Annotated in this window: 22 protein-coding genes; 10 read left to right on the top strand and 12 right to left on the bottom strand. The window is 73.3% G+C overall.

Going from position 1 to position 20,556, the window contains the following annotated elements:
* Window positions 1-12: 12 nt before the first annotated feature.
* Entirely contained in the window at window positions 13-897 is an 885-nt protein-coding gene (locus AC3IX6_RS29455) for an SDR family NAD(P)-dependent oxidoreductase (protein ID WP_489366106.1), read from the bottom strand.
* Entirely contained in the window at window positions 897-1,694 is a 798-nt protein-coding gene (locus AC3IX6_RS29450; protein ID WP_489366104.1) for an acetoacetate decarboxylase family protein, read from the bottom strand. Before AC3IX6_RS29450 ends, AC3IX6_RS29455 begins: the two co-directional genes overlap by 1 nt.
* A 164-nt stretch (window positions 1,695-1,858) precedes the next feature.
* Here AC3IX6_RS29450 and AC3IX6_RS29445 point away from each other — a divergent pair, with 164 nt between their 5' ends.
* From AC3IX6_RS29445 to AC3IX6_RS29420, 6 genes are all read left to right on the top strand, one after another.
* On the top strand, window positions 1,859-2,485 hold the full coding sequence (locus AC3IX6_RS29445; protein ID WP_489366103.1) for a TetR/AcrR family transcriptional regulator: 627 nt from the start codon (window positions 1,859-1,861) through the stop codon (window positions 2,483-2,485).
* A 149-nt stretch (window positions 2,486-2,634) separates the two neighbouring features.
* On the top strand, window positions 2,635-5,367 hold the full coding sequence (locus tag AC3IX6_RS29440; RefSeq protein ID WP_489366101.1) for an MXAN_6230/SCO0854 family RING domain-containing protein: 2,733 nt from the start codon (window positions 2,635-2,637) through the stop codon (window positions 5,365-5,367).
* Window positions 5,368-5,416: 49 nt separating this feature from the next.
* The gene (locus AC3IX6_RS29435) at window positions 5,417-6,406 is read left to right on the top strand and encodes a DEDDh family exonuclease (protein ID WP_489366099.1); all 990 of its coding nucleotides are present in this window, start codon (window positions 5,417-5,419) and stop codon (window positions 6,404-6,406) included.
* A 250-nt stretch (window positions 6,407-6,656) separates the two neighbouring features.
* Window positions 6,657-6,890: a hypothetical protein gene (locus AC3IX6_RS29430; RefSeq protein WP_112453882.1), complete on the top strand. Its 234-nt coding sequence runs from the start codon at window positions 6,657-6,659 to the stop codon at window positions 6,888-6,890.
* A 102-nt stretch (window positions 6,891-6,992) separates the two neighbouring features.
* Window positions 6,993-7,790: an SURF1 family cytochrome oxidase biogenesis protein gene (locus AC3IX6_RS29425; protein WP_489366097.1), complete on the top strand. Its 798-nt coding sequence runs from the start codon at window positions 6,993-6,995 to the stop codon at window positions 7,788-7,790.
* A gap of 10 nt (window positions 7,791-7,800) precedes the next feature.
* Complete coding sequence (locus AC3IX6_RS29420) at window positions 7,801-8,556, top strand: SDR family oxidoreductase (RefSeq protein WP_489366096.1); 756 nt, start codon at window positions 7,801-7,803, stop codon at window positions 8,554-8,556.
* A 21-nt stretch (window positions 8,557-8,577) separates the two neighbouring features.
* Here the strand turns inward: AC3IX6_RS29420 and AC3IX6_RS29415 are convergent, their stop codons facing one another.
* From AC3IX6_RS29415 to AC3IX6_RS29380, 8 genes are all read right to left on the bottom strand, one after another.
* Window positions 8,578-9,126 carry an alkaline shock response membrane anchor protein AmaP gene (locus AC3IX6_RS29415; RefSeq protein WP_489366094.1) on the bottom strand — a complete coding sequence of 183 codons (549 nt, stop codon included), beginning with the start codon at window positions 9,124-9,126 and terminating at the stop codon, window positions 8,578-8,580.
* A complete protein-coding gene (locus tag AC3IX6_RS29410) occupies window positions 9,123-9,653 on the bottom strand; it encodes a DUF6286 domain-containing protein (RefSeq protein WP_489366092.1) in 531 nt (176 codons plus the stop codon). Before AC3IX6_RS29410 ends, AC3IX6_RS29415 begins: the two co-directional genes overlap by 4 nt.
* Window positions 9,650-10,012: an Asp23/Gls24 family envelope stress response protein gene (locus AC3IX6_RS29405; protein WP_489366090.1), complete on the bottom strand. Its 363-nt coding sequence runs from the start codon at window positions 10,010-10,012 to the stop codon at window positions 9,650-9,652. Before AC3IX6_RS29405 ends, AC3IX6_RS29410 begins: the two co-directional genes overlap by 4 nt.
* On the bottom strand, window positions 10,009-10,245 hold the full coding sequence (locus AC3IX6_RS29400; protein WP_489366089.1) for a hypothetical protein: 237 nt from the start codon (window positions 10,243-10,245) through the stop codon (window positions 10,009-10,011). Before AC3IX6_RS29400 ends, AC3IX6_RS29405 begins: the two co-directional genes overlap by 4 nt.
* A 10-nt stretch (window positions 10,246-10,255) precedes the next feature.
* Window positions 10,256-10,693 carry an Asp23/Gls24 family envelope stress response protein gene (locus AC3IX6_RS29395; protein ID WP_489366087.1) on the bottom strand — a complete coding sequence of 146 codons (438 nt, stop codon included), beginning with the start codon at window positions 10,691-10,693 and terminating at the stop codon, window positions 10,256-10,258.
* A 294-nt stretch (window positions 10,694-10,987) separates the two neighbouring features.
* Complete coding sequence (locus AC3IX6_RS29390; RefSeq protein WP_399377056.1) at window positions 10,988-11,767, bottom strand: enoyl-CoA hydratase/isomerase family protein; 780 nt, start codon at window positions 11,765-11,767, stop codon at window positions 10,988-10,990.
* Window positions 11,768-11,938: 171 nt separating this feature from the next.
* On the bottom strand, window positions 11,939-12,160 hold the full coding sequence (locus AC3IX6_RS29385; protein ID WP_327307398.1) for a helix-turn-helix domain-containing protein: 222 nt from the start codon (window positions 12,158-12,160) through the stop codon (window positions 11,939-11,941).
* Window positions 12,161-12,510: 350 nt separating this feature from the next.
* The gene (locus AC3IX6_RS29380) at window positions 12,511-14,109 is read right to left on the bottom strand and encodes an ABC-F family ATP-binding cassette domain-containing protein (protein ID WP_243338481.1); all 1,599 of its coding nucleotides are present in this window, start codon (window positions 14,107-14,109) and stop codon (window positions 12,511-12,513) included.
* A 287-nt stretch (window positions 14,110-14,396) separates the two neighbouring features.
* On the opposite strand from AC3IX6_RS29380, the gene ypfJ reads away from it, so the two are divergent.
* Complete coding sequence (gene ypfJ, locus AC3IX6_RS29375; protein WP_489366084.1) at window positions 14,397-15,287, top strand: KPN_02809 family neutral zinc metallopeptidase; 891 nt, start codon at window positions 14,397-14,399, stop codon at window positions 15,285-15,287.
* 70 nt (window positions 15,288-15,357) lie between these two features.
* Window positions 15,358-15,753 carry a VOC family protein gene (locus AC3IX6_RS29370; protein ID WP_489366082.1) on the top strand — a complete coding sequence of 132 codons (396 nt, stop codon included), beginning with the start codon at window positions 15,358-15,360 and terminating at the stop codon, window positions 15,751-15,753.
* 39 nt (window positions 15,754-15,792) lie between these two features.
* Here AC3IX6_RS29370 and AC3IX6_RS29365 read toward each other — a convergent pair whose 3' ends face one another.
* The gene (locus AC3IX6_RS29365; protein WP_489366080.1) at window positions 15,793-17,262 is read right to left on the bottom strand and encodes a hypothetical protein; all 1,470 of its coding nucleotides are present in this window, start codon (window positions 17,260-17,262) and stop codon (window positions 15,793-15,795) included.
* Between the two features lie 153 nt (window positions 17,263-17,415).
* Window positions 17,416-18,558 (bottom strand): alpha/beta hydrolase family protein, encoded by a 1,143-nt coding sequence (locus AC3IX6_RS29360; RefSeq protein ID WP_489366078.1) that lies wholly within the window; start codon window positions 18,556-18,558, stop codon window positions 17,416-17,418.
* A gap of 322 nt (window positions 18,559-18,880) precedes the next feature.
* Between AC3IX6_RS29360 and AC3IX6_RS29355 the strand changes: the two genes are divergently transcribed.
* Together AC3IX6_RS29355 and AC3IX6_RS29350 are read left to right on the top strand one after the other, a co-directional pair.
* On the top strand, window positions 18,881-20,149 hold the full coding sequence (locus AC3IX6_RS29355) for an inorganic phosphate transporter (protein ID WP_489366076.1): 1,269 nt from the start codon (window positions 18,881-18,883) through the stop codon (window positions 20,147-20,149).
* Window positions 20,150-20,178: 29 nt separating this feature from the next.
* Complete coding sequence (locus AC3IX6_RS29350; RefSeq protein WP_489366074.1) at window positions 20,179-20,400, top strand: hypothetical protein; 222 nt, start codon at window positions 20,179-20,181, stop codon at window positions 20,398-20,400.
* Window positions 20,401-20,556: the final 156 nt, after the last annotated feature.

Genomic DNA, 20,556 nt, shown 5'->3' with positions numbered 1-20,556 from the left:
GATTGAGGCTCCTCAGTCGAGGATGAAGCTTTCCAGGTAGGCGGGGTTGGCGCGGTCGAGCATCGACTGCGACCGGGCGCGGATCTGCCGGTCGCTGTGCTCGCTGTCGGGCAGCATCCAGAAGCGGTCGGCGCGGATGCCGTCCACGACGTGGTCCGCGACGTCCTCGACCGGAGTGAAGTTCACCTCGTGGCCGGCCTTCTTCATCGCGGACTCGTACTGGTCGAGGCTGCGGTACGGGGACTTGCGCGGGCGTTCCTTGGCGTACCGGTCGGGCCGGTTGCGGTGCGACTCCCACAGGCCGGTGCGCAGCATGTGCGGTCCGGGGAAGAGCACGGAGGCGCCGATGGCCGCGCCCTCCGCCTTGAGGTGGGCGTAGAGCGACTCGGTCATGGTGACCACGGCCGCCTTGGTGACCGCGTAGACGGAGGCGGTGGGCAGCGGGGCGATGCCGCCGTCGCCGGAGGAGGTGTTGACGATGTGGCCGGGGCCGCCGGCCGCGATCATGCGGGGGACGAAGGCCTGGATGCCGTGGAAGACGCCCCAGACGTTGACGGAGAAGGCCCATTTCCAGTCGTTGGGCTCGTGCTCCCACATGCGGCCCTCGGCTCCGGAGCCGACGCCCGCGTTGTTGCAGAGGACGTGCACGGCGCCGAAGGCCTCGTACGCCGCGTCGGCGAGGGAGATCACCGAGTCGCGGTCGCTGACGTCGACGATCTTGGCGAGCACCTCGGCGCCGTCGGCGGCGAGTTCGTCGGCGGCCTTGCGCAGGGCGCCCTCCTCCACGTCGGCGAGGACCACCTTCAGCCCCTCGGCGGCGAAACGGCGGGCCATCGCGAGGCCGATGCCACTGGCGGCTCCGGTGACCACGGCCACCTGTCCCGGTTCGAGTCGCATCAGACGCTCCCCTCGGGCGGTCCGTCGAGGATCTGCATCGGGTCGTCGTAGCGCTGGTGGATGTACGGGAGCAGGGCCTGGGCGCTGACCCGCTCGACGACCTTGCCCCGCTGGTCGGTGGTCTTCTCGCCGATGGTGAGCTCGACGAGCCGCCGTACGGGGAGGTCGGCGATCGGGTCGAACATCGACTCGCGGAGCACCACGTCTCCGGTGATGTGCTCCAGCTTGCGGACCTTCTCGTTGCGGGTGCAGTGCACCAGCACCGGATCGGCGTCGAAGCCCGAACCGTCCACCGCGGGGAGGAACTTGAAGTAGAAGTCGGTCTTCACGGTGGGCTCGGGCAGCGGCAGCTCGCGGTCCACCGCGCCGCGCACCTCCACGAAGGCGATCCCGTGCCGGGCGAGCGAGGCCCGGACGACCAGGCCGTCGCGCTCGACGGTGATCTCGCCGAGCTTCTTCGGCTCGCCGAAGACCTCGCGGCCTCCGATCAGGGCGCGCTCCATGCTCATCGGCATGACCAGCGGGTACCAGCCCTCGACCCCGTCGTGCTGGGCGGCGACGGCCACCGAGCCGGCGCCGAGCGGGTAGCCGGGCAGGTCCACCTTGCTGATGTTGGCCCGCACCAGGGGCCGCTCGGCGGGCTTCAGCGGCGGCGGGAGGACGGCCGCCACCACGTCCGGATCGGTCTCCCAGACGGCCACCACACCGGTGGACCAGATGTCGGGGAGCTTGGAACTCTTCTCGCGCGAAGCGGCGATCTCGGCCTCGGTGCGCGCTCCGTACCGTACGCGTGCCATCTATCGCACCATCCTTCGTCCAGGACTCGGTCGGTTCTGACGCAGTTGGTTCTGACGCAGTTGGTTCTGTAACACAGTTACACCGCCGCCGATGAAGGGTAAAGACCCTTGCACGTAACCGATCTGACGGATCGACAGATCAATGGAAAGTTGGGACGGACACGATGGCCAGAACCACGCTGACCCGCGCGGAGGTACTGGACGCCGCCGCGTCCCTGGTCAAGCAGCACGGCCCGGCCGCCCTCACCATGCGCAAGCTCGCCGCCGAACTGGGCACCGCGGTGACCTCCATCTACTGGCACGTCGGCAACCGCGAATCGCTGCTCGACGCCCTCGTGGAGCGGACCGTGGAAGAGGTGGGCGCCATCCGGCCGGTCGGCCGCAACCCCGGCGACCGCATCCTCTCGGTCGCCCGGATCCTGCGCCGCGAGCTGCGCGAGCGCCCGCACCTGATCGCGATGGTCCACGAGCGCGGCCTCACCGACCGGATGTTCCTGCCCGCCCAGCAGGCCCTGGTCCACGAGGTGCACGCGGCAGGTCTGCGCGGGACCCGGGCGGCGGACGCGGTGCGGGCGATCCAGTTCCAGATCATCGGCTTCGTCCTGGTCGAGCGCAATCGCGAACGCTCCCCCGCCCAGTCCCCCGCCGAGAGCGAGCTCTGGGACCCGGCCGACGCCCCGCACGACCCGGCGCTGGCGCGTGCGCTGGCCCGGCCGGTCGATCCGGAGCGGCTGTTCCAACTGACCCTGAGGGCCCTGGTGCGGGCCCTGCTGACGCCGCCGGCCGGGTAACCGGCTTGCCGCCGCACGGCCGCCCGTGGTGGGATCTGCCCCACGGGGGCGGCTCCCCGGCGTGCATCCTCTCCCTTTCACGGAAAGTCCGCGCGCCCTCTCTCCGCCCCCGCTTTTCGTTCGCGGAGGGAAACGAGGGAAACCAGGCCGTGCCCGTCACCCGATCCGTCGAAGAGCTCATGCTGCGCCGGCTCCGGACCGTCTACGTCGACCGGCCGTCGGCCGCCGCTTCGCCCGGCACCGAGGGGGTCCGCCCGCTGGAGGGCGAACTCCTGGAACGCGGCCACACCATGAGCCGGGAGCTGTACGCCGCCCTGGCCGTCCTCGCGCCGACCGACCTCGCCGAGGAGCGCTCGCACCTGCTGGCGCTGGCCGACGGGCTCGCGGGCGACGGCCGGGGGCCCCGGCCGGCCTTCCGCCGCTTCCCCTTCTCCATCCCGCACGACACCGAGCGCTGGTACACCGACCGCGTCCGCACCCTGCTGCGCCGGGACCCCGCCCGGCCGTGCGCCCTCTGCGGCGAGACCCGGCCGGTGCGTCCCCTCGCCCCGTGCGCCCATCTCGTCTGCGGCTCCTGCCTGGACGGCGCCGGTGTGGTCGGGGCCGGTGTGGTCGGGGCCGGTGTGGTCGGCGCCACCCTGGACGGGGCCGACCGCACCGGCTGCCCCGTCTGCCTGCGCCCCCTCGACCCGGACGCGCCCTTCCTCTCCCCCGCTTCCCTCGCTACGGAGCACCGCGCGCCCGACGGCGACGGGAGCGGGATCCCGCCCGGCCCGCTCCGGCTGCTGCGGCTCGGCACCGACCCCGCGGCCGACGCCGCCCGGGTGCTGGCCCCACTGCTCGCACGGCCGGCCCCGCTGTCCCCCGAGGACCACGCCGACCTGCCCCTGCTGCTCCACCTGGCCCCGGCCGGGCTCGACTGGCTGCCCGCGCGGATCCCCGTACCGCAGACCCTGGCGCTGGTCCTGGCTCACCTGCTGACCGGCACCGCCCCGCAAGCGGCCGTACTGCCGCTGCTCGCGGGGCGGTTGACCAGTGCCACCGATGTGCTGCGGCTCCTCGCCGCGCTGTCCGGCGGGGATCCGGGGCTGCTCGCGCCACCACCGTCCGGGTTCCGCTCCCCCGCCCGGCCGCTGCGCCGCGCACTGCTCGGGGTGCTCGACGCGCTGCCCGTCCCCGGCCTCGTCGAGGAGTTGCTGCGGTATCCGACGGCCTGGAAGCGGGCTGCCGAGACCCTGCACCCCTTCGAGCGGTACGCCCGCCGTCCCCGGGCCGCCCTGGCCTTCGCGGTGCTGCGGGGCACCGCCCTGTCCGGAGCCATGGGCGCGGCCCTGCGGGAGAGCGCCGCCGCCCATCCGGACGCCGTACGCGTCGAGGGCGACCGGCTCCGGCCCGCGACCTGGGCCGGGCGGCTGGAGCAGGCCTTGGCCGGGGCGGACCCCGGGGCCGCCGCCGCGGTGGCCGGGGAACGCCCGGCGGAACTCCTCCTGCGCCTCGACCACCTGCTGCGCCTGCACACCGGCGACCGGCCGGCCCCCGAGTTGGCCCGGGAACTGGCCCGTGCCCTCCCCGCCGTCGGCGCGGGTCCGCTGCTGGCCGCCCTCGGGGCCCTGCGCGGGCGCGCCTCGGACCGGACCGGCTCGCGGCGCGTGTTCTTCCCCAAGGGCCCCGACGGCCACCTCCGGTCCGTGGCGGAGGACCGCCCACCGCTTCCGGGCCCGCTCGTCGCGGCGGCAGCGGCCCTGCTGGAGGCGGAGGTGCTGCGCCGGTTCGCCCTCGCCGAAGGGGAACCGTACGAGCTGGCCGTCCTGGACTCCGGGCTCGCGGACCTGCCCGCGCCCTCCGGGGAGCGGGCCCGCGCCGGGGCCGCGGTCGCGGTGCCCCGGGGCAGCGTCCTCGCGCTGCCCGCGGGCGAGGCGCTCCGGGTGTTCCTGCACTGGAGCGAGGCCCGGGACCAAGTGGCGCACCTGGACCTGGCGGTGGCCTTCTTCGACGCCGACTGGCGGTTCACCGGCCTGTGCGACCGCGAGCGCCCGGTGTACGGGGAGCCCGGGGCCGGCGCCGTGCACGCGGGCGGCCACGGCTGGGCGCCCGTACCGGTCCCCGTACGGGAGGGGGACACGGAGTACGTCGACCTCGACCTGGCGGGGCTCGCCGGGCGCGGGGACGCGTACGCGGTGCCCCTGGTGTCCGGCTACAGCGGGGTGCCGTTCGAGGAGCTGGCGCGGGCCTTCACCGGGTTCACGGCCCGGCCCGCCGCCCCTTCCCCTTCGTCTCCCCCTTCCCCTTCCGGGGAGGATCCGCGGACGGCCGGCCCGCGCTTCGAGCTGAGGGGTCCCGCGACGCGGGCCCGGGTTCCGATGGTCGTGGACCTGGCCGCACGGCGGGCGCTGTGGGCGGACCTGCGCCTGCCGCCGTCGGACGCCTTCGAGAGCGTCGCCCCGCGCGGCGACCGGGTCGCGGCCGTGGCCTCGGACGCATGGGCGCACTTCACCTCCGGCACCCGCACCACCCTGTGGGACCTCGCCGTGTGGCGGGCCGCGGCCCGCACCCGGGAGGTGGCGGTGATCCGGCGGGCCGGCGAGAGTTCGGTCTCCGGCGAGGTGTGGCTCTACCGGGCCGCGGACGGTGAGGAACCGGCCTCGTTCGCCGCCCGGATCCGCGCCCTGGCGCCGCCCGAGGAGCGCCGGCCCCGGCCGGAGGCAGACGCGGAGGCCGCCGAACTGGCCGCCGGAAAGCGCGCGTTCCTGGCGCTGACCTGCGCGACCGTATCCCCTGAAGGCGGTTCGGGGACGGCCTGCCGGGTCTTCCCCGGACCGGCCGAAGTGCCCGGGTCCTTCGCCCGGATGACGGCCGGGGACCTCGTGGCCGAGCTGGGCTGAAAGGCCGTAGGGCTCCGAGTGTCGGCGCGGGCCGATATCCTCTGTGACCATGCTCGCCGACCGTACGACCGCAGAGACGATGTGGCCGACCGCGTACCCACAGGGGTACGCGGTCGTCGACGTGGAGACCACCGGGCTCGCTCGCGACGACCGGATAATCTCCGCCGCCGTCTACCGGCTCGACGCTCAGGGCAACGTCGAGGACCACTGGTACACGCTGGTCAACCCGCTCCGGGACCCCGGGCCCGTGTGGATCCACGGTCTGACCAGCGACATGCTCCAGGACGCGCCGCTCTTCAAGGACATCGCCGAGGAGTTCGCGGGCCGGCTCGCCGACCGCGTGCTGGTCGCGCACAACGCGATCTTCGACTGGCAGATGATCGCCCGCGAGTACGCGCGGGCCGAGGCCACCGCGCCGGTGCGCCAGCGGCTGTGCACCATCGCCCTGTCGAAGGAACTGAACCTCCCGCTGCCCAACCACAAGCTGGAGTCGCTCGCCGCCCACTTCGGCGTGGTCCAGCAGCGCGCCCACCACGCGCTCGACGACGCCCGGGTCCTCGCGGAGGCGTTCCGTCCGTCCCTGCACGCGGCCGCGCGGGACAACGTACGGCTGCCCCTGCTGGAATGCCGGCCGCTGACGGAGTGGTCGGACACCCCCGCCGCCCCGCGCGTCGGGTACCAGGCCTCGCACGGGGCGGGCGGTGGGAATGCCGGGTCGAGCTGGCGGCCCTCGCGCAAGCGGCCGCCGTGCCCGCACCCGAACCCGGGGCGGTGGACGGACGGCACCCCGCTCAAGCAGGGCATGCGGATCGCCTTCTCCGGCGACACCTCGGTGGACCGGGAGCTGCTGGAGGACCGCGCCGTGGAGGCCGGCCTGCACGTGGCGACGAGCCTGTCCCGGCTCACGAGCCTGCTCGTGACGAACGACCCGGACTCCTCGACCTCCAAGACGGTGAAGGCGAAGTCCTTCGGAACCCCCGTCGTCGACGAGGCGGCCTTCACCCAGCTGCTGCGGGACGTGGCTCCGGCGCAGGACTGACCCCGGGGCGGGTCGGGGGCCGGACCCCGGGCCGGCCATGGGGCCTGACGTCGGGTCCGGCGTGGAGCCCGACGTCGGGTCCGGCGTGGAGCCCGACGTCGGGTCCGGCGTGGAGCCCGACGTCGGGTCCGGCGTGGAGCCCGACGTCGGGTCCGGCGTGGAGCCCGACGTTGGGCCGGCCGGGTGCACGCTCGGCGACTCACCCCGGTGGATCTTGTTCCGGCGGTCCGCCCTGCGCAGCATGCCGCGCATGGCACGTTGCGAAGTCTGCGGGAACGATTACGGCATGTCCTTCGAAGTACACGCACAGGGTGCTGTGCACGTCTTCGACTGCTTCTCCTGCGCCATTCACCGCATGGCGCCCATCTGCGAGCACTGCCGGGTCCAGATCATCGGGCAGGGCGTCGAGGTCGAAGGACAGTGGTTCTGCGGAGGGCACTGCGCTCGCGCGGAGGGGAAGGTGGGCATCACCGACCGCGTCTGACTCCCGTCCCGCCCTCCCCCGCTTGCCCCACCCCCCTCCGCCACGACCCCGGACGGCCACCCGGCCGCCGGGGTCCTCGCCACTGGGGGTACCGTCGTGGGCGTGTACCGCTTTGTGCTGACCCGGCAGTGGGTGTGCCTCACCCTCATCGGCCTCGCCCTGATCCCCGCGATGATCAAGCTGGGGTTCTGGCAGTTCCACCGTCACGAGCACCGTGTCGCGCAGAACGAGCTGATCGACGCCAACCTGCGGGCGAAGCCGGTCCCCATGACCGAGGTCACCTCCCCCGGCCACGTGGTCCCGCGCGCCGACTACTGGCGGGCCGTGACCGCCACCGGTACGTACGACTCCGCGCACGAGGTCGTCGTGCGCATGCGCACCGACAACGACGACAAGGTCGGCTTCCACGTCCTCACCCCGCTGGTCCTGGCCGACGGCCGGGTCGTGCTCGTCAACCGCGGCTGGGTCGCGGGCGGCGACGACCCGCGCGCCTACCCGCCGGTGCCGGCCGCGCCCACCGGCGAGGTCACGGTCACCGGACGGCTGAAGGCCGACGAGACCAGCGGCGGCAGCGGCATCAAGGACCGCAAGGGCCTGCCGGACCGCCAGGTGATGCTGATCAGCAGCACCCGGCAGGCGGAGTACCTGGGCAAGCCCGTCCTCGGCGGCTACCTGGAACTCACCGCCCCGGTCCCGGCCGACGACAAGCCCGAGGTGATCGCCGAGCCCGACCACGACTCGATCGGGGCGCACATGGCCTACGCCGTGCAGTGGTGGCTGTTCGCCTCCGCTGTGCCGGTGGGCTGGATCGTGCTCGTACGGCGCGAGAAGCGCGACCGCGAGGCGGCGGCCGCCGCCGGCACCTCCGCTGCCGAGCGGGAGCCGGTGGCGACCGCGTAGCGTGTCGGGCATGGATCTTGGACTGAAGGACCGTGTCTACGTAGTCACCGGCGCCACCAGGGGCCTCGGCTACGCATCCGCCCGCGAACTCACCGCCGACGGCGCCAAGGTGGTGCTGACCGGCCGGGACGCCGGGCGCGCCGAAGCAGCGGCCAAGGCGCTGGGCCCGAACGCGGTCGGCGTGGCCGCCGACAACTCCGACCCCGGGGCCGCCTCCCGGCTCGTCGCCGCGGCCCGGGAACACTTCGGCCGCCTCGACGGCATCCTCATCAGCGTCGGCGGCCCGGCGCCCGGTTCGGCGGCGGACAACACCGACGAGCAGTGGGCGGCGGCCTTCGAGTCGGTCTTCCTCGGCGCGGTCCGCCTCGCGCGGGCGGCGGCCGCCGAACTCTCCGACGGCGGGGTCATCGGCTTCGTCCTGTCGGGCTCCGTGCACGAGCCGATCCCGGGCCTCACCATCTCCAACGGACTGCGCCCCGGCCTGGCCGGCTTCGCGAAGTCCCTCTCCGTGGAGCTGGGCCCGCGCGGCATCCGGGTGGTCGGCCTGCTGCCCGCCCGCATCGACACCGACCGGGTCCGCGAGCTCGACGCCCTGTCCGGGGACGCGGACCTCGCCCGCACCCGCAACGAGGCGGGGATCCCGCTGCGGCGTTACGGCACCCCGGAGGAGTTCGGCCGCTCGGCGGCGTTCCTGCTGTCCCCGGCGGCTTCCTACCTGACCGGCGTCATGCTCCCGGTGGACGGCGGCTCCCGGCACGGCTTCTGAGCCGTCCGCCCCGGCTCCGCCTCAGGTCACCCGCCGCGCCCGGCGGGGGGTGACGTGGAGGCGGGCCTCCGCCGGGAGGGCCGGGAGCGCCGCCGAGGTGCGGGCCCGGGCCAGCACCGGGCCGGCGAGGGCGGCCAGTACGTCGGCGGGCACCGCGTGCGGCTCCAGCTCCAGGGCGACCCGCAGGGCCGGGGCCCCGCGCCGCCCGCACAAGGTGACCCGGCACCGGGCCACGCCCTCCACGGCCTCCTGGACATCGGCCTCGACGGCCTCCTCCAGCGCCCGCCCGCGCAGTACGGCGAACGCCCCGTCCCCGGTGTCCACGAGCACCGCCGCGAGCCGGGCCCGCCGCAGCTGGGACAGCAGCCACCACAGCGCCAGCAGGACGCACGCCCCGAGGGCGGCGAGCACCAGCCACCAGGGCGCCGGCCAGCCCGGCCCGTGCGGAGCAAGCAGGGGTTCGTGGCGGCCCCCGAACGGCCCGGACGCGCTCAGCACCGACGCCCCCGCCGCCAGCAGGACCAGTCCGAGCAGCGCGAGCAGGACCCGGTTCACCGTCCCCAGGGTCACCGGCGGTTCACCCGTACCCTCGGCCGTACCTCGTGGGCCAGGCCCAGCTCGTCGACGCCGACGGCCAGCACCGCGTCCAGATCGGCCCGTACGTCCTCCAGTTCGCGGAAGTGGGACACCGCCCGGACCCCGATGCGGGCCCGGCCCACCCTGACCCGCACCGACCGCACCCCGGACACCTCCATGACCCGGTCGCGCAGCACCTGGGCCGCGGCCTTGCGTTCCAGTCCGCCCCGGACCTCCGGGTGCCCGGAGGCCATCGGGAGGATTCCGCGCAGGCCCGGGGTGAGGGCGTACAGCAGCAGCGCGGCCCCGGCCGCGGCCAGGACCCCGGCGCCGATCAGCACGCCGGGGTCGGCCGGGGTGTGCCGCTCCAGCGCGCGGGAGAGCTCGTCGCGCCAGCGCATGCCCGGGTGGTGGGCCCGCACCGCCGCCAGGTCGTACAGGAACAGCCCCGCCACCCCGAGGACGGCGAACGCCCCCACGGCGGCCGGGAGCCGCCGGGGCGACCGGAAGCGGGCGCTCACCGGACCCGCCGGTCCCGCCCGGCCGCGGGCCGCGCGGGGCGCAGGTGCTCGATGTCCACGTCCACCTCGGGTACGGCCATCTCCGCGTACTCCTCGACGCGCTGGGCGACCCGGCGGCGTACGGCCGCGCACTGGGCGGCGAGGTCGGAGGGGTAGGGGAGCTCCAGGACCACCCGTACGCGGGCGATGTCGTGGTGCACGGTGACGGTGGCGTGCGGCGGGGCCGCGTCCGGAGCGGGCCGGGTCAGAGCCTCCCGGGCGGCCCGGGCGGCGATCTTCGCGACGACCCGGTCGGCGATCCGGGTGGCGCCCCGCTCGGCGGCGGGCACCCGGGGCGGGGTGGGCCGGGGGGTGCTCATCGGTCCCGGTCCCGGTCCCCGTCGCGGGGACGGTCCCGGTCGCGGTCCCGGTCCCCGGGGCGGCCCCGGGGACGGAAGAAGTCGCCCGGTTCCAGATCCCCGTCGAGGAACCGGCCCACGACGAAGCCGATGGCGCCGAGCGCGGCCACCAGCAGGAAGGCCCCGAAGCCGCCGAAGTACCCGGCGAACCCCAGTGCCATGCCGGCCACCAGGCCGACGACCGCCATGCTCATGCGGGCTCCTCTACTGCAGTCGGGACTCCGGCTCCTCGTCGTCCTCGTCCGGCAGCTTGACGTCGCTGACCGCGATGTTGACCTCCACGACCTCGAGGCCGGTCATCCGCTCCACCGCCGAGACGACGTTCTCACGGACGGCCCGGGCCACGTCCCTGATCGACACGCCGTAATCCACGACGATCTCCAGGTCGAGGGCGGTCTGCACCTCGCCGACCTCCGCCTTCACGCCGCGGCTGACGGTTGACTTGGCCCCGCCGGGGACGCGGTCGCGGACGGCGCCGAAGGTACGGGAGAGGCCGCTGCCGCTGCCCATGGCGTGGACGCCGGCCACCTCGCGGGCGGCCAGGCCGGCGATCTTCTCCACGACTCCGTCGGCGATGCTCGTGCGGCCGCGGTCTGCGGGGGGCTTGGCGGCGCTGCCGCCTGTGGCGGCGGATTCGGTCATGGCGGATCCCTTCGCACGGTGGGCTCCCGACCACGGTAAGTCGGGACCGGCCCCGCCGCCCGTCCCGACGCGGCTGCGGGTGATCGGCCCTGCGGGGCTGTCCCCTACCCGCCCTTCGCCCGTTCCCCGGGGTTGCACCCCGGACCCCCTGGGGCTCCGCCCCAGACCCCGCGCCTCAAACGCCGGCGGGGCTGGATTGCGTGCACGTACAGGCTGACGCCAGGCCAAATCCAGCCCCTCCGGCGTTTGAGGAGCGGGGGTCCGGGGGCTGGCCCCCGTGCAGCGGCGGCGCTGCTAGTCCGAGAGGCCGGCCAGGTCGCGCAGGCGGCGGGCCTGGGCGGCGCGCTCGGCCGCGCGCTGGTCCTCGTAAGGGCGCGACACCGCACCCCGCAGCAGCGCCTTCGTCTCGGTCACCGCGTCCCGCGGCGGAGCCAGCAGCGCGGTGGTGAGGTCCTGGACGGCCGCGTCGAGCTCGCCCGCGGGGACGACCAGGTTCGCGAGGCCGATCCGTTCCGCCTCCTCGGCGTGCACGAAGCGTCCCGTCGCGCAGATTTCGAGCGCGCGGGCATAGCCGACCGCCGAGGTCAGCGGCTGGGTACCACCGAGGTCGGGCACCAGCCCCAGCCCGGTCTCGCGCATGGCGAACTGCACGTCGTCCGCGACGACGCGCAGATCGCACGCGAGGGCAAGCTGGAAACCGGCACCGATCGCGTGCCCCTGAACGGCGGCGACGGAGATGATGTCGTTGCGCCGCCACCAGGTGAACGCCTCCTGGTACTCGGCGATGGTGGAGTCGAGCAGTTCCTCCGAACCGCGCGCCAGGTCAAGGAAGGACGGCTCGCCCTCGAAGCCTTCGGGGGTGAACGCCTGCCGGTCGAGCCCTGCGGAGAAGGACTGCCCTTCGCCGCGCAGCACGACGACCCGGACGGTGCCCGGCAACGACCTTCCAGCCTCCGTCAACGCCCGCCAGAGCGCGGGGGATTGAGCGTTTCGTTTGGCCGGATTGGTCAGTGTCACCGTGGCGACCGTGTCGTCGACGGTGAGCCGTACGCCGTCCTTGTCGAGCAGAGCCATCTGTGTGCCTCCGGTGGTTGTGCCGTCGTTCGGCCGGGATCTCGGCCTAAGTGACTGCACAGTAACCACCCAGCCGGCCATGGAGCCGACCGGGGGTCACCGAAGGACGGTTGGAACTGGAACCGTGAAGCTGATTACGGAAAACCGTTGGAACCAAGGGGAACCAAATGGTCAGGCCGTAGCCGCCTTCTTGCCGCGTGTCGCGCCTCCGCGACCACGCAGCGTGACTCCGGACTCGCTGAGCATCCGATGGACGAATCCGTAGGACCGGCCAGTCGATTCGGCCAGTGCCCGGATACTCGCACCGGAGTCGTACTGCTTCTTCAGGTCTGCCGCGAGCTTGTCGCGCGCGACGCCGGTTACCCGGCTGCCCTTCTTCAGAGTTTCGGCCACCCGTGCCTCCTCATGGGAAGTGCGCTCTGACTTCTCATGATCACCCCTCCCCGGCTTCCTGGCCACCCATTCAGCAAGGTGGTACGGCGGCTTTTCTTCAGCCGTGGACGCACCAGCAGAACGGAATCTTCTCTTCCGCTGCATGACCTCCGTCACATTTCCGCTCCCCCGGCGTGAATCACCAGGTCAGGGGCCGGAGCGCAGAAACGGAAGGCCCCGGCCGCACATCCTGGGAGATGCGGCCGGGGCCTTCGTCGAGCACGGAGCGGTATGAGACCGACTCACTCAGATGATGGATCACGTCTGAGCCGAATGATCCATAAGCAAAGGATCACGCAAGCGGAAGCGCCTCAGGCGAGCGACACCAGGTCCCGGTAGTCCGGGCCCCACAGGTCCTCGACGCCGTCGGGGAGCAGGATGATCCGCTCCGGCTCCAGCGCCTCGACCGCGCCCTCGTCGTGGGTGACGAGGATGACGGCGCCCTTGTACGTGCGCAGGGCGCCCAGGATCTCCTCGCGGCTGGCCGGGTCGAGGTTGTTGGTGGGCTCGTCGAGCAGCAGCACGTTGGCCGAGGAGACGACCAGCGTCGCCAGGGCGAGACGGGTCTTCTCACCACCGGACAGGACGCCCGCGGGCTTGTCCACGTCGTCGCCGGAGAACAGGAAGGAGCCCAGCGTCTTGCGTACGGAGACCAGGTCCAGGTCGGGCGCCGAGGAGCGCATGTTCTCCAGGACCGAGCGCTCCGGGTCCAGGGTCTCGTGCTCCTGGGCGTAGTAGCCCAGCTTGAGGCCGTGGCCGGGGACGACCGTGCCGGTGTCGGGCTTCTCGGTGCCCGACAGCAGGCGCAGCAGTGTGGTCTTGCCGGCGCCGTTGAGGCCGAGGATGACCACGCGGGAGCCCTTGTCGATGGCCAGGTCGACGTCGGTGAAGATCTCCAGCGAGCCGTAGGACTTCGACAGGCCCTCGGCGGTCAGCGGGGTCTTGCCGCAGGGCGCCGGGTCCGGGAAGCGCAGCTTGGCGACCTTGTCGGAGACGCGGACGGCGTCCAGGCCCGCGAGCAGGCGGTCGGCGCGCTTGGCCATGTTCTGGGCGGCGACCGTCTTGGTGGCCTTGGCGCGCATCTTGTCGGCCTGCGAGTTCAGCGCCGCGGCCTTCTTCTCGGCGTTCTGGCGCTCGCGCTTGCGGCGCTTCTCGTCGGCCTCGCGCTGCTGCTGGTAGAGCTTCCAGCCCATGTTGTAGACGTCGATCTGGGAACGGTTGGCGTCGAGGTAGAACACCTTGTTGACGACCGTCTCGACCAGGTCCACGTCGTGGGAGATCACGATGAAGCCGCCGCGGTAGGTCTTCAGGTAGTCGCGCAGCCACACGATCGAGTCGGCGTCGAGGTGGTTGGTCGGCTCGTCGAGGAGGAGCGTGTCGGCGTCCGAGAAGAGGATGCGGGCGAGCTCCACGCGGCGGCGCTGACCACCGGAGAGGGTGTGCAGCGGCTGGCCGAGGACCCGGTCGGGCAGGCCGAGGGCGGCGGAGATGGTCGCGGCCTCGGACTCGGCGGCGTACCCGCCCTTGGTGAGGAACTCGGTCTCCTGGCGCTCGTACTGGCGCATCGCCTTCTCGCGGGTGGCGCCGGAGCCCGAGGAGATGCGCTCCTCGTTCATCCGCATCTTCTTGAGCAGCACGTCCAGGCCGCGCGCGGACAGGATCCGGTCGCTGGCCAGCACGTCGAGGTCGCCGGTGCGCGGGTCCTGCGGGAGGTAGCCGACCTCGCCCGAGCGGGCGATGCTGCCGCCGGCCGGGGTTCCCTCGCCCGCGAGGCACTTGGTGAGGGTGGTCTTGCCGGCTCCGTTGCGGCCGACGAGGCCGATCCGGTCGCCCTTGGCGATGCGGAAGGAGGCGTTCTCGATGAGGATGCGGGCGCCGGCGCGCAGCTCGATGCCGGTGGCGGTGATCACGGAAATACTCCAGGGCGGGTCGGGACGGCGGAAGGGGGGCAGGACGCGATGCTTCGACGCCGCTAATCCGCGAGGAGATTTGCCATGGGAGTCATTCTACCGGGGGTGCGCAACTAGTTTCGGGCCCGCCCGCCCCTCCCGGGACCCGCACCGCCCGCACCGGCGCGTCCCCCGTTCGGCCCAGGGAACACGCCTCCCGGCCGGAGGGCGTATGAGGATGAACGGGTTGATACTCGCCGCAGGGGCGTACTCGTACCCCCCTTGGTAGGAATGGAGGGCGGTGCGGGATGCAGTTCGACGACAACGCCAATCTGGACACTTCCGAGGTCAAGGACGTACGCGGCAGCCGCATCCCGGGCGGGAAGGCCACGGTCGGCGGCGGCATCATCGGCATCATCGCGCTGATCATGGGTCTGCTGTTCGGGGTGGGCCCGGAGCAGCTGGGCCTGTCCGACGGAAGTCCCGAGCCCGCGTCGACCTCCTCCTCGGCCGCCCAGGTGCAGCAGAGCTGCAAGACCGGCGCGGACGCGAACGCCAAGGAGGACTGCCGGCTGGTGGCGGTGATCAACAGCACCCAGGACTTCTGGAAGCAGGAGTTCGCCAGGCGCGGCGCGCAGTACAGCCCGGCGCAGACGGTGTTCTTCACCGGCAAGGTGGGCACCGCCTGCGGGGCGGCCACCTCTGCGGTCGGCCCGTTCTACTGCCCCGGTGACCGGCAGGTCTATCTGGACCTGGGCTTCTTCAACGAGCTCCGCACCAAGTTCGGCGCGAGCGGCGGCCCCTTCGCCCAGGCGTACGTGGTGGCCCACGAGTACGGCCACCACATCCAAAACCTGACCGGCACCCTGCAGAAGGCCCAGGACGGCCGGCAGGGCGCGAACAGCAACGCGGTACGGGTCGAGCTGCAGGCCGACTGCTACGCCGGCGTCTGGGCGCACAACGCGACGAAGACCCCGGACGAGTCCACGGGCAAGCCCCTGATCACGAGCCTGACCGACCAGGACATCAGGGACGGCCTGGACGCGGCGGCCGCGGTCGGCGACGACCGGATCCAGGAGAAGTTCCAGGGCCGGGTGTCTCCGGAGTCCTGGACGCACGGCTCGGCCGAGCAGCGCCAGCAGTGGTTCTACCAGGGCTACCGCACGGGCGACATGGCCCAGTGCAACACCTTCCGCTGAGTGTCGGCGGCGCCTGTCATGCTGTGACGTGGATCACCATCCACCCACGGCACGAGAGGGAGTGATCGTCATGGCAGGCGTTCCGTCCATCTGTCCGACCCTGCTCTACACCGACGCCAAGGCCGCCATCCACCTGCTCACGGAAGCCTTCGGCTTCACCCAGGTCGCGGCGTACGAAGGTGAGGACGGCGCGGTGGCGCACGCCGAGCTGTCCTACGGGAACGGCATGGTGATGCTCGGCAGCAAGGGCACCGGCGGCGCCTTCGACAAGGCGATGGAGACGGCCGGCCCGGCCGGGGTCTACGTGCTCGTCGACGACGTGGACGCCCACCACCGCCGGGCCGCCGAGCACGGTGTGGAGATCCTGATGGAGCCGACCGACCAGGACTACGGCTCGCGGGACTACATGGCCCGCGACGCCGAGGGCAACGTGTGGAGCTTCGGGACGTACGCGCCGCAGGTCTGACCGAAACCCCTGCGGCGCGCACGGCGCCCGTACGGGGCGCTACGCGCCGCCGGTGTGGACCTGGAAGGCGGCCCGGCGCACCGCCTTGGCCAGGGCGGGATCGGGATGGGCGGCGGCCAGCGCGACCAGCACCTGCACGGTGCGGGGGTGCCCGACCGCGCGGACCTCGTCCAGCAGCCGCGGAACCGTGGTCCGCACCGCCGAGTCCAGGTGGCGTGCGAGCAGCTCGGCCTCGCCGTGGTCGGCGATGGCGGCCGCGGTGTCCACCCAGAGCCAGGTCTGCTCCTCGGCGGTGAGCACGTCCTGCGCCTCGTCGGGGTCGACCCCGTCGTGCTCGGCGAGCCAGAGCAGGGCGTAGGGGCGCAGCGCGGCCTCGCGGGAGGCCTTGCGCACCTCCGGCTCGGCGGGGGCTCCGACCACGCGCAGGGCCTCGAAGGCGAGCCCGCGCAGCAGGGCGTCCTCGCCGCGGGCCGCGAGCAGCAGCTCGGAGACCGCGTGGCCGACGGGCCGGGCGGCCAGCCAGGCCTGGTATTCGGCGCGGGCCGGGCCGGGGGTGAGCCGCGCGCAGCCGTGGAGCATGGCGGCGGCGGACTGCTCGATGTTCCCGGCCGGGCTCTGCGCGGCGACGCAGATCTGCTCCAGCTTGACCCAGACCGCCCAGCTCCCGAGCGGGGTGAGGGTGGCCCGGGCGGGGCCGAGGGTGACGGCGTCCACGGCGGCGAGCCCGCCGAGCGCCCAGCGCAGCAGCCGGGCGAGCGGGACGGGCGGTGCGGCCGGCGCGGAACCGGACGGTACGGAGCCCGTCGGGCCCGCGGCCGGGGACTCCTCCGCCTGCGCCGGGGACTCCGCCTGCGCCGTGGACTCGTAGGGGACCTCGCACCGCTCGTCGCGCAGTTCGTCGACGCGCTGCCGGAGCAGGTCCAGCAGATCGGGGACGGTCACGGGACCGGCGGAGAGCTGGAGCAGGGAGAGCAGTTGGGGCATGGCCTCGACCACCTCGGCGACGGCCGCGGGGGCGATGTCGGCCGGGGCCGGGTGCACCAGTGACCAGGCGTCGAAGAGCGCGACCCAGCCGCGCAGCACGGCGGTGTCGTCCCGGTCCCAGGCGCGCAGGCGCCAGCCCGGCCGGGCGTGCCCGCCGTGCATCTCGATGAGGCCGGCGAGCCGGGCGCGGTCCCAGCCGACCCGGATCTGGCCCGGTGTCAGGCTCAGCCGGTCGGCGGCGCGTTCGGCTTCGGCGGCGGGCAGGGCGCCCGCCGGGGCGGGCCCACCGCCGTCCGCGACGCCGAGGTGGAGCTCGGCCCAGCGGGCGAGCCGTACCGCGTCGGCGAGGGAGGCGCGGGCCCTGTTCGCGAGGTCGGCCGTGGCGGGCGTACCCGCCGGAGGCCGCGGGGCGGTCCGGGTGCGCCGGTCGGTCACCGCCTTGCGGGCCGTGGCCACGGACCGCGGGGCGACGAGTCGGAGTCTGGAGTCGCGAGCCAACTGCTCATCAGGCTTTCGGGACGTCACGTGAGCAGTCTCGCCCGTCACTGGCCGAAAGCCCAAACGGAACCAGCCATTGCCACAAGATCCCTCGGGGACAGAACGGGACGATCCACCCTCCCCGCCCCGTCCGCCCCACACTCTTCGGACAACTCGTCCGACGGTCCGTCACCCGGCGCTTCACATGAAAGGGGTCAGGAAGCGGCGCAGCGCCTCTTCGTAGGCGGCCGGGTCGGCGTTCCACATCGCCCCGTGGGCCGCGTCGGAAACGGAGTGCAGGGTGACGAGGTCGGGTCGGGCCGCGGCGAGCCGGCGCGAGGGCTCCCAGGGGGCGAGCGCGTCGTCGGGGCCGTGGAAGATCAGTACGGGGACCTTCAGCGCAGCCGGATCCGACCCCGGAGCCCGCCGGTCGGCGCGCAGGCCCGCACGGCCCTCGGCCGCCTTGACGGCGAACGGGACCAGGGGGGCCGGGGTGCGGCGCGCGGCGGCGAGGGCGCGCAGGGTGGCGTGCCAGTCCAGTACGGGCGAGTCGAGGACCAGTCCGGAGATCCGGTCGGCCAGCGCCGAGCGCTCGGCGGCGTGCAGGGCCATGGTGGCGCCCGTCGACCAGCCGTGCAGGACCACGCGGCGGGCGCCGTAGCGCAGGGCGTAGCGGATGGCGGCGTCGAGATCGCGCCATTCGGACTCGCCGAGGTGGCCGAGGCCGTCCGGTGACGCGGGGGCGCCGAGGTCGCCCCGGTAGCCGAGGTCCAGGACGGGGAGCTTGTTGCGGTGGAGGAAGGGCATGACGACCATCGGGTGCTCGCGGGTGGCTCCGAGCCCGTGGACGGTGATCACCCAGGTGTCGCGGGCCGCGGGCACGAACCAGGCGGGCAGTGCGCCGAGCTCCCCGGGGACGTCCACGTCGGCGTGGTCCAGCCCGAGGGCGGTGCCCGGGTTGCCCAGGTGGACCTGGGGGGTGAGGGTGACGCGGGTTCCGGGGTCGAGGCTGCCGTGGGTGACGGCGACGAGCCGGCGCACCACGGTGTCGGGGCCGTGCGGGGCGTCGGGGAGGACGGGCCCGACCACGGCGTGCACGCCCGGGGCGGTGAGCCCGTAGGTGCCGGGGCACAGGGAGGCGAGCGAGCGGGTCAGCTCGACCCGGCCGGCCGCGGTGGAGTGGACGGTGAGCCGGGGACTGCCGGGGAGCGGGCGGCCGGGCTCGGTCCGCAGGGCCGCGTCGGCGGCGTACCGCCCGGCGAGCGCGGCGGCGGTGACGGCGGCCGCGCCGGCGCCGAGCAGGGTCGTGGTGACGGCGGCTGCCGTCGCGGTAGCGGTACGCACCGCTCCAGTGTCGAGGCGGACGGGTCGGCGGGCCACCGGAGGGAATCGTTCCGGAGGGCGGTCCGGAGAGGCGGCGGGGAAGGTGATCTAGGTCTCTTCGGGGGTCCCGGGCGCACCGGAGCACCTACCGGAAGTCCCGCCCCGAAACGTGCGGACACCCCGCCGTGACATGCATTAATCGACATATCAACGCCCCTCCCGGGACGAAGGTCCCGATGGGGTGCCGAGTCGATACACCACATGAACCCTGCCAGTTCACCTTCCGTTCATCCAGGTTGCCTACGGTCCACGAACCACTGACGTCAAACAGAAGCCTGGGTAAATGGAGCACATAACGCTTCTCCTCGGGATCGTGATCATCACCGCTCTCGTGTTCGATTTCACGAACGGTTTTCACGACACGGCCAACGCGATGGCCACCACCATCTCGACCGGCGCCCTCAAGCCCAAGACCGCGGTGGCGATGTCCGCCGTGCTCAACCTCGTCGGCGCTTTCATGTCCGTGGAGGTCGCCAAGACGATCTCCAAGGGACTGGTCAACGAGGAAGGCATCCAGCCGGAGGTCATCTTCGCCGCCTTGGTCGGCGCGATCCTCTGGAACCTCGTCACCTGGCTGGTCGGACTGCCCTCGAGCTCCTCGCACGCCCTGATGGGCGGCCTGATCGGTGCGGCCGTGGCCTCCGCCGGCATGGGCGCCGTCAACGGCAGCGTCGTCGTCACCAAGGTGCTGATCCCCGCGATCGCCGCGCCGCTGGTCGCCGGCTTCGCCGCCTACCTGGCCACGAAGGTCACGTACAAGGTCGGCAAGGGCATGGGCGAGAAGACCTCGGCCAAGGGCTACCGCGCCGGTCAGATCGCTTCCGCGAGCCTCGTCTCGCTGGCGCACGGCACCAACGACGCGCAGAAGACGATGGGCATCATCACCCTGGCGCTCGTCGCCGGCGGCGCCCTCGCTCCCGGCTCCAACCCGCCGGTCTGGGTCATCGTCTCCGCCGGTCTGGCCATCGCGATGGGCACCTACCTGGGCGGCTGGCGCATCATCCGCACCATGGGCAGCGGCCTGACCGACCTGCAGCCGCAGCAGGGCTTCGCCGCCCAGACCTCGGCCGCCAGCGTCATCCTGGCCTCCTCCTCCCTCGGCTTCTCCCTCTCGACCACCCACGCGTGCTCCGGCGCCGTCATGGGTTCGGGTCTGGGACGCAAGGGCGGCGTGGTCCGCTGGTCCACCGCCTCCCGCATGTTCATCGCCTGGGGCCTGACCCTCCCGGCCGCGGGCCTGGTGGCCGCGCTGGCCGAGCTGGTCATGCGCACCGGGGACATCGGCGTCGCCGGCGTCACGGTCTTCCTCGTCGGCTCCTGCGTCGCCATCTGGCTGATCTCGCGCCGCCAGGTCGTCGACCACACCAACGTCAACGAGGTCGCCCCGGCCGACGCCGAGGAGCCGGCCGGTGCCGTCACCACGGCCATGGCGGCCGTCGCCGTCCCGCCGACCGCCGCCGTCGGCAGCACCGCCGCGGTGACGGACGAGGAACTGAAGGCCACCATCCCGGCCGCGACGACGACTCCCGCGGCTCCGGCCGCGGCCGTCTGACCCCCGAGAACGACAGAGGATTCAGCGGTATGAAGATCGACTGGGAAGCACTCGGCTCCGTCTTCGGGGTCAGCCTCTCCGCCACCGTCGTCCTGGTGACCCTGTTCACCCTGGGTCTGATGGGGCTCTCCAAGCACGAGGCCGCCACCGAACAGGGCGGCGCCGCCACCCTGGCCCGCAGCGGTGCGTACGCCTGCTTCGCGCTCTGCGCGGTGGCCGTGGCCTACGGGATCTACCTGATCGTCGCCTGAGGCGCCGGACGGCACGTACGAAGGCTCCCTCGGGGTTCGTCCCGGAGGGAGCTTTCGCATGCCCCGGGCCCGCGCCCGACGCGCCCCGGGCCCCCGGCGCGGGCCCGGCACCGCCCCCTCCCCCGCCACCCCGCCGCAGGTCAACGGCGAGTTGAC

The sequence above is a fragment of the Streptomyces sp. GL_141 genome (genome assembly GCF_057834385.1).
Note: the sequence above shows the minus strand (reverse complement) of the source record. Positions and strands in the feature narration are given on the sequence as shown.